Genomic DNA, 12,839 nt, shown 5'->3' on the forward strand with positions numbered 1-12,839 from the left:
TTACAGGAGGCGTTTTTTTTTCGCTCTTTTTTAATGAGAGCCGTCGAAAGGGGCGCTTATGAATGGCAAAGAAAGTAAGTCTCGCCTGTGCACAATGCGGATCACGTGAGTACTCGACGACGAAACGCGATGACGTCGCGACACGCCTCGAGCTGAACAAGTTTTGCCGTCGTTGCAATGCGCATACGGTGCATCGAGAATCAAAGTAACGTCAATTGGCATTCAATGTAGGAGGAAGCTACCATGAACTTTTTGCGTGATGTATGGAAAGAGCTAAAGAAAACGAGTTGGCCGACTCGTAAAGAGCTCACGAAATATACCATCACAGTCATCGCGACCGTCGTCGTGATTGGCTTGTTCGTGTTTGGCGTGGATACTGGTGTCAGCTATCTCGTCAACTTATTGATTAACTAAGGAAAGAGGTGAAAGCCGTGGAGAAACAATGGTTTGTTGTCCAGACGTATTCTGGCTTTGAAAACAACGTCAAAGAAAACCTAGAACGTCGAATCGGTTCGATGAACATGGAAGATAAAATTTTCCGCGTCCTCGTTCCGACTGAAACAACGCAAGAAGAAGTCACATTGAAAAGTGGCGAGAAAAAGATCAAAGAACGTGAAGTGAAAAACTTCCCGGGCTATGTGTTCGTCGAGATGATCATGACGGACGATTCATGGTACGTCGTTCGAAATACACCGAACGTGACAGGCTTCCTCGGTTCGACAGGTGGGGGCGCCAAGCCGATCCCGCTTCAACCGGATGAAGTGACGAACGTGCTTTCACAGATGGGCCTCATCGAGAAGAAAGACCGTTACAACTACGAGCTCGGCGATCTCGTTCGCGTCAAAGAAGGTGCGTTCGAGAACTTTGAAGGAACGATTGATGAAATCGAAGCCGACAAAGAGAAGCTCAAAGTCGTCGTCGACATGTTCGGCCGCGAAACAAAAATCGAGCTTGATTTCGAACAAGTTCAGAAAATTAACTAAACCCACTTGCCATCTTCGGAAACGGATGGTACAATCGGAAATGTTTGATGTTGTGCTTTATTTCGGTACAAACTCGACCTAATAGATTGAGTGGGAGGGCGCACAACGTCCAAGAAACCACATTTTAGACTTAAGGAGGTGTGTCTCGTGGCGAAAAAAGTTACTAAACTCGTTAAACTTCAAATCCCAGCTGGTAAAGCTAACCCAGCACCACCAGTAGGACCAGCACTTGGTCAAGCAGGTGTTAACATCATGGGATTCTGTAAAGAGTTCAACGCTCGTACACAAGACCAAGCCGGATTGATTATTCCTGTAGTCATTACGGTATACGAAGATCGTTCGTTTACATTCATTACGAAAACTCCACCAGCTGCAGTTCTTTTGAAGAAAGCTGCTGGTATCGAGAGCGGTTCTGGTGAACCGAACCGTAAGAAAGTAGCAACGGTTAAGCGTGATAAAGTTCGCGAAATCGCTGAACTTAAAATGCCTGACCTTAACGCGTCGTCTGTAGAAACAGCGATGCTTATGGTTGAAGGTACTGCGCGCAGTATGGGTATTGTAATCGAAGACTAATTGCTTAGTCTCTGGGATTGACGGTGAATATTGTACTCACCCTCAATCCCTTCATTATGTGGGAGGAAATTCCGCTAACCACAAGGAGGAAAAGAATCATGGGTAAAAAACACCAAGAAGCAGCGAAGCTTGTTGATCGCACGAAGTCTTACGACCTCGCTGAAGCGGTCGAACTCGTTCAAAAAACTGCTACTGCTAAGTTCGATGAAACAATCGAAGTGGCTGTACGTCTCGGCGTAGATCCAAAGAAAGCAGACCAACAAATCCGCGGTGCCGTTGTACTTCCACACGGTACTGGTAAAACACAAAAAGTTCTCGTCTTCGCAAAAGGCGAAAAAGTTAAAGAAGCTGAAGCAGCTGGCGCTGACTATGTCGGTGACTCTGAGTTCATCACGAAAATCCAACAAGGATGGTTCGACTTCGATGTAATCGTTGCGACACCTGACATGATGGGCGAAGTTGGTAAACTCGGTCGCGTTCTCGGACCAAAAGGCCTCATGCCTAACCCGAAAACAGGCACAGTTACGTTTGATGTCGAGAAAGCAATCGCTGACATCAAAGCTGGTAAAGTAGAGTACCGTGTTGATAAAGCCGGTAACATCCACGTACCAGTTGGTAAGAAATCGTTTGAAGCAACAAAACTCTCTGAGAACATCGAGACAATCATCGAGACACTCATGAAAGTGAAGCCTGCTACTGCAAAAGGAACTTACCTCAAAAACATCGCGCTTTCGTCAACAATGGGTCCTGGAATCCGTGTTGCGACTGCCGACTTCATCAAGTAATCTACTTGAAATAAACTGTTGACAACGTGTGATACCGCTGTTAAAGTAAGACACGTTCAACCGAATATGTTGGATTACCGCAGACAGAAGGTGGACATCGGTCCGTAAACCCTTCCGAGGTGTCTTTGCTCGAACTTGAGCCTGTTGTCACAGGTTTACTTTCAAACAATTACGCCCTCGTATGTCTTCATACGAGGGATTTCTTTTTGAAGAGCAGCCTCTCGTCCGGTACAAGAAATGACTAGGAGGTGCAAACACATGGCAAGCGAAAAAATCGTAGCTCAGAAATCGGCACTCGTCGATGAAATCGCTGAGAAAATGCAAGCGAGCGTTGGAACGATCGTTGTTGACTACCGTGGACTTACAGTTGAAGAAGTGACTACACTCCGTAAATCACTCCGTGACGCTGGAATCGAGTTCAAAGTATACAAAAACGGACTTCTTCGCCGCGCGGCTACTCAGTCTGGCTTTGACGGTCTTGACGAAGTCTTCACAGGTCCTACAGCAGTCGCGTTCTCGAACGAAGACGTTGTCGCTCCAGCGAAGATCTTGAACGACTTCTCGAAAGAGCACAAAGCGCTCGAACTCAAAGGCGGAATCATCGAAGGCAAAGTAACTTCACTTGAAGAAGTGAAAGCTCTTGCAGAACTTCCATCGCGCGAAGGTCTTCTCTCGATGCTTCTCAGCGTACTTCAAGCTCCAATCCGTGGGCTCGCAGTCGCAACAAACGCAATCGCAGAACAAAAAGAAGAGCAATCTGCTTAATTTTTGTCGCGTAGCGTAACCAAACATTTTCACAACATCAAAGGAGGAAAACCATAATGGCTTTCAACAAAGAGCAATTCATCGAAGACCTCAAATCAATGACGGTTCTCGAACTTAACGAACTCGTAAAAACAATCGAAGAAGAATTCGGCGTATCAGCAGCAGCTCCAGTAGCAGTTGCAGGTGCAGGCGCAGCAGCAGCTGAAGAGCAAACTGAATTCGACGTAATCCTCACAAACGCTGGCGCTGGTAAAATCAACGTCATCAAAGCGGTACGTGAACTTACTGGCCTCGGTCTTAAAGAAGCGAAAGCACTCGTTGACGGAACTCCAGCTCCAGTCAAAGAAGGCGTTTCGAAAGAAGACGCAGACGCAGTTAAAGCTAAGCTTGAAGAAGCTGGCGCAACTGTCGAAGTTAAGTAATCTAACTTTTACTTCACAACCTATAGAAGCTCGCCGTGGCGAGCTTCTTTTATTTCCTTGAAGATTGGGTTAGGAGGTTCAACGCATGGGAGATCATTACTATACGAACGATCCGAGTTCGAAAAGTGCCCCTGAGACGTGGTCGTATGAGTTGCGAGGGAAGACATATCGCTTCACCTCGGACCGCGGCGTGTTCTCGAAAGGATCGGTCGATTTTGGGTCACGTCTCTTAATCGAGTCATTTGAAGTGCCTGTCGTTTCGGGCCGTATTTTAGATGTCGGCTGTGGTTACGGTCCAATGGGGATCTCGCTTGCCGACGCCTCTGGGCGTGAAGCACTCCTCGTTGACGTGAACGAGCGGGCGCTTGCTTTGTCTGAACAAAACGCCACCCAAAACGGAGTGACGATTGAGACGCGACTCAGTCACGCTTACGATGCGGTCGGAGAGGAACGGTTCGCCGCAATTGTGACCAATCCTCCGATTCGCGCCGGTAAACAAGTCGTGCATACGATCCTTCGGGACGCGTATGACCATCTTGTGAGTGGTGGTGCACTCTATGTCGTCATTCAAAAGAAACAAGGAGCACCTTCTGCGAAGAAGTTGCTTGAAGACGTGTTTGGTCACGTCGAGACGCTTGCGAAAGAAAAAGGCTATTTCATTTTCCGTGCAATTCGGTCTTGACAAACGGCGAAGTCTTGTTGACTCGCTATAACGTATATGCTAACATTATAAAATGCCATTGGAATGGAATTCGCTTGAAACTGCCGCGTTTGCCGCTTTTTAGACGCGGAAAACGAGCGACATTCAATGACAATGTTCGATTATTACGCCCGAAAAATTCGCTAAAGAATTGGGGGTCTGCGAGGTGAATCAGTTGACTGGTCAACTTGTTCAGTACGGTCGTCACCGTCAGAGAAGAAGCTTTGCCCGTATCAGTGAGGTATTAGAGCTTCCGAATTTGATTGAAATTCAAACTGCTTCGTATGAGTGGTTCTTGCGTGAAGGATTGAAAGAGATGTTTACGGACATTTCGCCAATCTCTGACTTCACAGGAAACCTCGTACTCGAGTTCATCGATTACTCGCTCAGCGAGCCGAAGTACTCGATCGATGAGTCGAAGGAGCGAGACGTTACTTACTCTGCGCCACTTCGCGTAAAAGTACGTCTGCAAAACAAAGAAACAGGTGAATTGAAAGAGCAAGAAGTGTTCATGGGTGATTTCCCGCTCATGACAGAATCAGGAACGTTTATCATTAACGGCGCCGAGCGCGTCATCGTTTCTCAGCTTGTTCGTTCACCGAGCGTTTACTACAACTCGAAACTCGATAAAAATGGTAAGCGTGGTTTCGGTGCGACAGTCATCCCGAACCGTGGTGCATGGCTCGAACTCGAAACAGATGCCAAAGATATCGTGTATGTCCGTATCGACCGTACCCGTAAAATCCCGGTAACGGTGTTGTTGCGTGCGCTCGGATTCGGCACGGACCAAGAAATTATCGACCTTTTAGGCGACGACGAATATCTTCGTAACACCCTTGAAAAAGATAACACCGAGTCGACAGAGAAAGCGTTGATTGAGATTTATGAGCGTCTCCGCCCTGGTGAGCCACCAACGGTTGAGAACGCGAAATCACTTCTCGTCTCACGTTTCTTCGACCCGAAACGCTATGACCTCGCAAACGTTGGTCGCTATAAGATGAACAAAAAGCTTCATCTAAAGAATCGCTTGTTCGGACAGAAGTTGGCGGAAACGCTCGTTGACCCGGAAACAGGCGAAGTGATCGCGGAAGCTGGCACGGTACTTGACCGTCGTAACTTAGATCGTGTTCTTCCACACTTGGAGAACGGTCTTGGCTACATGGACGCAGAGCCGACTGGCGGCGTCGCGGAAGGTGAACCGTTCGGTCTTCAGTCGATTAAAGTCATCTCACCGGATGACCCAGATGGAGAGCGTATTTTGAACATTATCGGTAACGGCAATATCGACCGGAGCGTGAAACATATCACACCGGCTGATATCATCGCATCGATTAACTACTTCTTTAACTTACTTCACGAAGTCGGAACAACAGATGACATCGACCACTTAGGAAACCGTCGTCTTCGTTCAGTCGGAGAACTTCTCCAAAACCAATTCCGCATCGGTCTTTCGCGGATGGAACGTGTCGTAAAAGAACGGATGTCGATTCAAGATCAAAACGCGATCACACCACAGGCGCTCATCAACATCCGCCCAGTGATTGCATCACTGAAAGAGTTCTTCGGTAGCTCGCAGTTGTCGCAGTTCATGGACCAAACGAACCCGCTCGCAGAATTGACGCACAAACGTCGTCTCTCTGCACTTGGACCGGGTGGTTTGACACGTGAGCGTGCCGGCTTCGAAGTTCGAGACGTTCACTATTCGCACTACGGTCGGATGTGTCCAATCGAAACACCAGAAGGACCGAACATCGGTCTCATCAACTCACTTTCGTCTTATGCGAAAGTAAACGAGTACGGCTTCATCGAAGCACCGTACCGTCGCGTTGACCCGGAAACTGGTCTCGTCACAGGCGAGATTCAATATATGACGGCGGATGAAGAAGATCTCTACGTCGTCGCACAGGCGAACATGCCGCTCACAGCAGACGGTCACTTTGCCGATGCACAAGTCCTTTGCCGCTTCCGCGGACAAAACTTGTCAGTTGAGCCAAGCCGAGTCGATTACATGGACGTTTCGCCGAAACAGGTTGTTTCTGCAGCGACGGCATGTATCCCGTTCCTTGAGAATGATGACTCGAACCGTGCCCTCATGGGAGCGAACATGCAACGTCAGGCTGTACCGCTTCTCCAACCGGATTCACCGATTATCGGGACTGGTATGGAGTACGTGTCAGCGAAAGACTCTGGAGCCGCGATTATCGCCAAGTTCCCAGGTGTCGTCGAGCGTGTCACAGCACGTGAAATCTTGGTCCGTCGCACGTCTGACGTGAACGGGTCTGAAGTTTCAGGTGACCTCGACCGCTACAAACTTCAAAAATATGTCCGTTCGAACCAAGGGACATGTTACAACCAGAAGCCGATCATCGCTGCTGGCGACCGTGTCGAAAAAGGAGAAATCCTTGCTGACGGTCCGTCGATGGATATGGGTGAGCTCGCGCTCGGCCGTAACGTCGTCGTCGCCTTCATGACATGGGACGGTTACAACTATGAGGATGCAATCATCATGAGTGAGCGTCTCGTGAAAGATGATGTGTACACGTCGATTCATATCGAAGAGTACGAATCAGAGTCACGCGACACGAAACTCGGACCTGAGGAAATCACACGTGATATTCCAAACGTCGGGGATGACGCACTTCGCAATTTGGACGATCGTGGGATCATCCGCATCGGTGCGGAAGTCAAGGATGGCGATATCCTCGTCGGTAAAGTGACGCCTAAAGGTGTGACGGAATTGACGGCGGAAGAGCGTCTCTTGCACGCGATCTTCGGTGAGAAGGCACGTGAAGTCCGTGATACGTCACTCCGTGTACCTAACGGCGGCGACGGCATCATCTTGGACGTCAAAGTGTTCGACCGTGAAAACGGTGACGAGCTCTCACCAGGCGTAAACCAAATGGTTCGTGTCTACATCGTTCAAAAACGTAAGATTCACGAAGGGGATAAGATGGCGGGACGTCACGGTAACAAAGGTGTTATCTCGCGCATTCTCCCAGAAGAAGATATGCCATACATGCCAGACGGCACACCAATTGACATCATGCTTAACCCACTTGGTGTACCATCGCGTATGAACATCGGTCAGGTACTCGAACTCCACCTTGGGATGGCAGCGAAGAAGCTCGGCATCAAAGTGGCGACACCTGTATTCGATGGTGCGCGTGAGGAAGACGTATGGGCAACGATTGAAGAAGCAGGAATGGACAAGGATGCCAAGACTCGTCTCTACGACGGTCGCACTGGTGAACCGTTCGATAACCGCGTCTCGGTCGGTGTCATGTACATGATCAAACTCGCGCACATGGTTGACGATAAACTTCACGCTCGTTCGACTGGACCATACTCACTCGTCACGCAACAACCGCTCGGTGGTAAAGCACAGTTCGGTGGACAGCGCTTCGGTGAGATGGAAGTTTGGGCACTTGAAGCGTACGGCGCAGCCTATACGCTCCAAGAGATCTTGACAATCAAGTCGGATGACACGGTCGGTCGTGTGAAAGCATACGAAGCGATCGTGAAAGGCGAAAGCGTTCCGAAAGCGGGCGTTCCTGAATCGTTCCGCGTCTTGATTAAAGAGCTTCAAGCACTCGGTATGGAAGTCAAGATGATGTCTGCGGACGATGAAGAAGTCGAAATGAAAGATGAAGATGACGACAACATCCCGAACGCAACATCGGCGTTAGAACAAGTCGTTCAACCGACTGTTACGGAAGAGGAATAAGGCGAAAAGGGAGGTCGGCCCCTTGGTAGATGTTAATCGATTTGAATATATGAAAATCGGCTTGGCTTCACCGGAGAAGATCCGTTCGTGGTCTTACGGGGAAGTCAAAAAGCCGGAAACAATCAACTATCGTACACTTAAACCAGAGAAGGACGGATTGTTCTGTGAACGAATCTTCGGTCCGACGAAAGACTGGGAATGTTACTGCGGGAAATACAAACGAATCCGTTATAAAGGAGTCATTTGTGACCGTTGTGGCGTTGAAGTGACGAAAGCGAAAGTGCGTCGCGAGCGTATGGGCCATATCGAGCTCGCGGCACCGGTTTCGCACATCTGGTACTTCAAAGGAATTCCAAGCCGGATGGGGCTTGTGCTCGACATGTCACCACGTGCGCTCGAAGAAGTGATTTACTTCGCGTCGTACGTTGTGACCGAGCCAGGTGACACGCCGCTCGAGAAGAAGCAACTCCTCTCGGAAAAAGAATTCCGTCTCTACCGCGAGAAATACGGTAGCGACTTCAAAGCAGACATGGGTGCGGAAGCGATTCGGACACTCCTTCAAGACGTTCAACTCGAGAAGGAAGTCGGAGAACTCCGCGAAGAATTGAAGACGGTTCAAGGACAGCGTCGTACACGTGCGATCAAACGCCTTGAAGTACTCGATGCATTCTTCACATCAGGGAACAATCCAGACTGGATGATCCTTGAAGTACTCCCTGTCATCCCACCAGAGCTTCGCCCGATGGTGCAGCTCGACGGTGGACGCTTCGCGACATCGGACTTGAACGATTTGTACCGTCGCGTCATCAACCGCAACAACCGTCTCAAGCGTTTGCTCGATCTCGGCGCGCCGAACATCATCGTGCAAAACGAGAAGCGTATGCTTCAAGAAGCGGTTGACGCTTTGATTGACAACGGTCGTCGTGGACGTCCGGTCACAGGTCCTGGTAACCGTCCGCTCAAATCACTTTCACACATGTTGAAAGGGAAACAAGGTCGTTTCCGTCAAAACCTTCTCGGTAAACGGGTCGACTACTCAGGACGTTCGGTTATCGTCGTTGGACCAAACTTGAAGATGTACCAGTGTGGTCTCCCGAAAGAGATGGCACTCGAACTCTTCAAACCGTTCGTGATGAAAGAACTCGTCGGTCGCGGTATCGCGTCGAACATCAAGAACGCCAAACGCAAGATTGAGAAGATGCAACCTGAAATCTGGGGCGTCCTTGAAGAAGTCATCCGTGAGCATCCGGTTCTCTTGAACCGTGCCCCGACACTTCACCGTCTCGGAATCCAGGCGTTTGAACCGATTCTCGTAGAAGGTCGCGCGATTCGCCTTCACCCGCTCGTATGTACGGCTTACAACGCCGACTTCGATGGTGACCAAATGGCGGTTCACGTTCCACTTTCTGCAGAAGCGCAAGCGGAAGCTCGTCTTCTCATGCTCGCAGCACAAAACATTTTGAACCCGAAAGATGGAAAACCAGTCGTTACACCATCGCAGGATATGGTCCTCGGTAACTACTACATCTCGCTTGAGCGCGACGATGCCATCGGTCAAGGGAAAGTCATGTCGAACGTCAACGAAGCACTCATCGCGTACCAAAACGGTTACGTCCACTTGCACTCGCGTGTGGCGGTTCCGGCGCGGACACTCAACAACCCGACGTTCACAGACGAACAAAATGACAAATTGTTAATCACGACGGTCGGGAAGATGATCTTCAACGAAATCTTGCCGAACACGTTCCCATACTTGAACGAGCCGACGATGGAAAACTTGCAGGAAGCAACGCCTGATAAGTACTTCATCGACAAAGGAGCGAACGTTGCGGAAGAAATCGCCGCACGTCCACTCGTCGAACCGTTCAAAAAAGGATTCCTTGGAAAAGTCATCGCGGAAGTGTTCCAGAAGTTTGAAACGACTGAGACAAGCCGCATGCTTGACCGGATGAAAGACCTCGGCTTCAAGCACTCGACAAAAGCGGGTGTGACGGTCGGGATCTCGGATATCATCGTTCTTCCGGATAAACAAGAAATTCTCGATGAAGCACAGAAACAAGTCGACCAAATCATGAAATCGTTCCGCCGTGGTCTCATCACTGAAGATGAGCGCTACGAGCGTGTCGTCCGGTCGTGGAACGAAGCGAAAGATGAGATTCAGTCACGCTTGATGAAATCCCTCAACCGCTTGAACCCGATCTTCATGATGTCTGATTCTGGTGCCCGTGGTAACGCGTCCAACTTCACGCAGCTCGCAGGGATGCGTGGTTTGATGGCCGCTCCATCTGGCCGTATCATCGAACTTCCGATCAAATCGTCGTTCCGTGAAGGACTGACGGTTCAAGAGTACTTCATCTCGACACACGGTGCGCGTAAAGGTCTTGCCGATACAGCCCTTAAGACGGCTGACTCAGGTTACTTGACGCGTCGTCTCGTCGACGTTGCCCAAGATGTCATCATCCGTGAAGAAGATTGTGGAACGGACCGCGGAATTCGCGTCGCCGCCCTCCGCGAAGGCACGGAAGAAATCGAAAGCTTGTATGACCGCCTCGTCGGCCGTACAGCGTTCGAGACAGTGGCACATCCGGAAACGGGAGAAGTCATGGTCGAGAAGAACCAACTCATCACAGAAGAGCTTGCCCGTGAAATCGTCGATGCTGGCGTCGAACGCGTCGAAATTCGTACTGCCTTTACATGTAACACGTCACACGGCGTATGTAAGAAGTGTTACGGACGCAACTTGGCGACTGGATCGAATGTCGAAGTCGGGGAAGCAGTCGGAATCATCGCCGCGCAATCAATCGGTGAGCCAGGAACGCAGCTTACGATGCGTACCTTCCACACAGGTGGGGTAGCCGGAGATGATATCACACAAGGTCTTCCACGTATCCAAGAGGTATTCGAGGCCCGTAACCCGAAAGGTCAAGCGGTCATCTCGGAAATCCCGGGTACAGTCATCGACTTCACAGAGTCGCGCGACAAGCGTGAACTCACAGTCGAAGGACTCAGCGAAACACGTTCATACACGATTCCGTTCGGAGCACGTCTCCGTGTCCAAATCGGTGATACGGTTGAAGCTGGGGAAGTCTTCACGGAAGGTTCGATCGATCCGAAAGAGTTGCTCACCGTCCGTGGTGTATCGGGTGTTCAGAACTATCTTCTCCAAGAAGTTCAAAAAGTATACCGGATGCAAGGGGTAGAAATCGGCGATAAGCACGTCGAAGTCATGGTTCGCCAAATGCTTCGTCGCGTCAAAGTCATCGAATCAGGTGACACGCCACTTCTCCCAGGTTCGCTCGTCGATATCAGCGTCTTCAAAGAGGCATGTAAAGATGCTCTCCGCGATGGCAAGAGCCCGGCGACAGCCAAACCGGTCCTTCTCGGAATCACGAAAGCATCGCTTGAGACAGACTCGTTCCTCTCGGCCGCTTCGTTCCAAGAAACGACTCGCGTGTTGACAGACGCTGCCATTAAAGGCAAGCGTGACTACCTCCTCGGTCTTAAAGAGAACGTCATCATCGGTAAGCTCGTTCCTGCTGGTACAGGGATGCCGGTTTACCGCGATGTCGAGCTCAAAGAAGACAAGGTGGAAGTCGCTCTCGAAGACACGACAGTAGAATAAAAACGTCTTGACAGCATGGATTGGCGGTGCTACTATGATTTAGTGCCGCCAATCGGTTGTTGTCGTAGACAACGATGTCCAGCAGTCGGCAAGCTACTTGGACGTCACCCGATCTTTCTTCGGAAAGATTTGGCTGCTATCTTTGCCACTTTCAAGGTATAACTCACGTTTTTGCGAGGTCATGGAATGCCTACGCCTCGTAAAAGCGTTTCGTTATGACCTTAAATGAACCACCCGGGTCGGTGGGTCTAGAAAATAGCACAATTCAGGAAGGGAGGATCTTCAAAGATGCCTACTATCAACCAGTTAGTCCGTAAGGGACGTAAATCGAAAGTCGTTAAATCTGACTCTCCAGCACTTAACAAAGGTTACAACAGTTTCATCAAGTCACAAACAAACGTGAGCTCACCACAAAAGCGTGGTGTTTGTACACGTGTTGGTACAATGACTCCGAAGAAACCGAACTCGGCGTTACGTAAGTATGCTCGTGTTCGTTTGACGAACCAAATCGAAGTGACTGCGTACATTCCAGGTATTGGCCACAACCTTCAAGAGCACAGCGTTGTTCTTATCCGTGGAGGACGTGTAAAAGACTTACCAGGGGTACGTTACCACATCGTTCGTGGTGCGCTTGACACTGCAGGTGTTGACGGACGTATGCAAGGCCGTTCGAAATACGGTACGAAACGTCCGAAAGCTGCGAAGAAGTAATTCTCGCTTACTAAAACTACAACTACTGAAATTTTGAAAGGAGGGTACTCGGATGCGTAAAAACCGTGCAGAACGTCGTGACGTTATCGCAGATCCGATCTACAACTCGAAATTGGTAACTCGCCTCATTAACCGTGTCATGTTAGACGGTAAAAAAGGTACAGCTCAAACTATCATTTACAACGCATTTGGTCTCATCGCTGAACGCTCAGGCAAAGAGCCTATGGAAGTGTTCGAAGAAGCAATGAACAACATCATGCCTGTTCTTGAAGTTAAAGCTCGCCGTGTTGGTGGAGCAAACTACCAAGTTCCTGTTGAAGTTCGTCCAGAGCGCCGTACGACACTTGGTCTTCGTTACCTCGTGAACTACGCTCGTCTCCGCAACGAGAAGACGATGGAGCAACGTATCGCGAACGAAATCATGGATGCAGCCAATAACACTGGTGCTTCAGTTAAGAAACGCGAAGACATGCATAAGATGGCAGAAGCGAACAAAGCGTTTGCTCACTATCGTTGGTAATTTAAACGTAAAGTCCACTCCACGTCACCAAGCG

At 49.6% G+C, this 12,839-nt stretch carries 12 protein-coding genes and 1 other annotated feature; all 12 genes read left to right on the plus strand.

The features are described from left to right. The first annotated feature begins 62 nt into the window (after positions 1-62). The 12 genes from rpmG (at position 63) to rpsG (ending at position 12,805) form a co-directional block, all read left to right on the plus strand. A complete protein-coding gene (gene rpmG, locus KNP92_RS14720) occupies positions 63-209 on the plus strand; it encodes a 50S ribosomal protein L33 (RefSeq protein WP_214841829.1) in 147 nt (48 codons plus the stop codon). A 34-nt stretch (positions 210-243) separates the two neighbouring features. Next, positions 244-414 (plus strand): preprotein translocase subunit SecE, encoded by a 171-nt coding sequence (gene secE, locus KNP92_RS14725; protein ID WP_012727692.1) that lies wholly within the window; start codon positions 244-246, stop codon positions 412-414. Positions 415-431: 17 nt separating this feature from the next. After that, positions 432-983 carry a transcription termination/antitermination protein NusG gene (gene nusG, locus KNP92_RS14730; RefSeq protein ID WP_024372172.1) on the plus strand — a complete coding sequence of 184 codons (552 nt, stop codon included), beginning with the start codon at positions 432-434 and terminating at the stop codon, positions 981-983. A 147-nt stretch (positions 984-1,130) separates the two neighbouring features. Beyond that, on the plus strand, positions 1,131-1,556 hold the full coding sequence (gene rplK, locus KNP92_RS14735; RefSeq protein ID WP_021066593.1) for a 50S ribosomal protein L11: 426 nt from the start codon (positions 1,131-1,133) through the stop codon (positions 1,554-1,556). A gap of 98 nt (positions 1,557-1,654) precedes the next feature. Beyond that, a complete protein-coding gene (rplA, locus tag KNP92_RS14740; RefSeq protein WP_214841831.1) occupies positions 1,655-2,341 on the plus strand; it encodes a 50S ribosomal protein L1 in 687 nt (228 codons plus the stop codon). Positions 2,342-2,400: 59 nt separating this feature from the next. Further along, positions 2,401-2,554: a sequence feature (ribosomal protein L10 leader region), on the plus strand. Between the two features lie 45 nt (positions 2,555-2,599). Beyond that, complete coding sequence (rplJ, locus tag KNP92_RS14745; RefSeq protein ID WP_214841833.1) at positions 2,600-3,106, plus strand: 50S ribosomal protein L10; 507 nt, start codon at positions 2,600-2,602, stop codon at positions 3,104-3,106. A 56-nt stretch (positions 3,107-3,162) separates the two neighbouring features. Next, positions 3,163-3,528 carry a 50S ribosomal protein L7/L12 gene (gene rplL / locus KNP92_RS14750; protein ID WP_024372175.1) on the plus strand — a complete coding sequence of 122 codons (366 nt, stop codon included), beginning with the start codon at positions 3,163-3,165 and terminating at the stop codon, positions 3,526-3,528. Between the two features lie 85 nt (positions 3,529-3,613). Then, complete coding sequence (locus KNP92_RS14755; RefSeq protein ID WP_034806374.1) at positions 3,614-4,210, plus strand: class I SAM-dependent methyltransferase; 597 nt, start codon at positions 3,614-3,616, stop codon at positions 4,208-4,210. 193 nt (positions 4,211-4,403) lie between these two features. Further along, on the plus strand, positions 4,404-7,952 hold the full coding sequence (gene rpoB, locus KNP92_RS14760; RefSeq protein ID WP_214841893.1) for a DNA-directed RNA polymerase subunit beta: 3,549 nt from the start codon (positions 4,404-4,406) through the stop codon (positions 7,950-7,952). Between the two features lie 22 nt (positions 7,953-7,974). Then, positions 7,975-11,574 (plus strand): DNA-directed RNA polymerase subunit beta', encoded by a 3,600-nt coding sequence (gene rpoC / locus KNP92_RS14765; RefSeq protein ID WP_214841835.1) that lies wholly within the window; start codon positions 7,975-7,977, stop codon positions 11,572-11,574. Positions 11,575-11,862: 288 nt separating this feature from the next. Then, on the plus strand, positions 11,863-12,285 hold the full coding sequence (gene rpsL, locus KNP92_RS14770; RefSeq protein WP_012727683.1) for a 30S ribosomal protein S12: 423 nt from the start codon (positions 11,863-11,865) through the stop codon (positions 12,283-12,285). Positions 12,286-12,337: 52 nt separating this feature from the next. After that, entirely contained in the window at positions 12,338-12,805 is a 468-nt protein-coding gene (rpsG, locus tag KNP92_RS14775) for a 30S ribosomal protein S7 (RefSeq protein WP_021066600.1), read from the plus strand. Positions 12,806-12,839: the final 34 nt, after the last annotated feature.

The sequence above is a fragment of the Exiguobacterium sp. s122 genome, from assembly GCF_018618475.1.
GTDB classification, from domain to species: domain Bacteria; phylum Bacillota; class Bacilli; order Exiguobacteriales; family Exiguobacteriaceae; genus Exiguobacterium; species Exiguobacterium himgiriensis.

Coding starts and splice junctions, on each gene's coding strand:
- rplL (WP_024372175.1), top strand. CDS start 3,163: ATGGCTTTCAACAAAGAGCAATTCATCGAAGACCTCAAATCAATGACG.
- secE (WP_012727692.1), top strand. CDS start 244: ATGAACTTTTTGCGTGATGTATGGAAAGAGCTAAAGAAAACGAGTTGG.
- rpmG (WP_214841829.1), top strand. CDS start 63: ATGGCAAAGAAAGTAAGTCTCGCCTGTGCACAATGCGGATCACGTGAG.
- rplA (WP_214841831.1), top strand. CDS start 1,655: ATGGGTAAAAAACACCAAGAAGCAGCGAAGCTTGTTGATCGCACGAAG.
- rplJ (WP_214841833.1), top strand. CDS start 2,600: ATGGCAAGCGAAAAAATCGTAGCTCAGAAATCGGCACTCGTCGATGAA.
- rpsL (WP_012727683.1), top strand. CDS start 11,863: ATGCCTACTATCAACCAGTTAGTCCGTAAGGGACGTAAATCGAAAGTC.
- rpsG (WP_021066600.1), top strand. CDS start 12,338: ATGCGTAAAAACCGTGCAGAACGTCGTGACGTTATCGCAGATCCGATC.
- KNP92_RS14755 (WP_034806374.1), top strand. CDS start 3,614: ATGGGAGATCATTACTATACGAACGATCCGAGTTCGAAAAGTGCCCCT.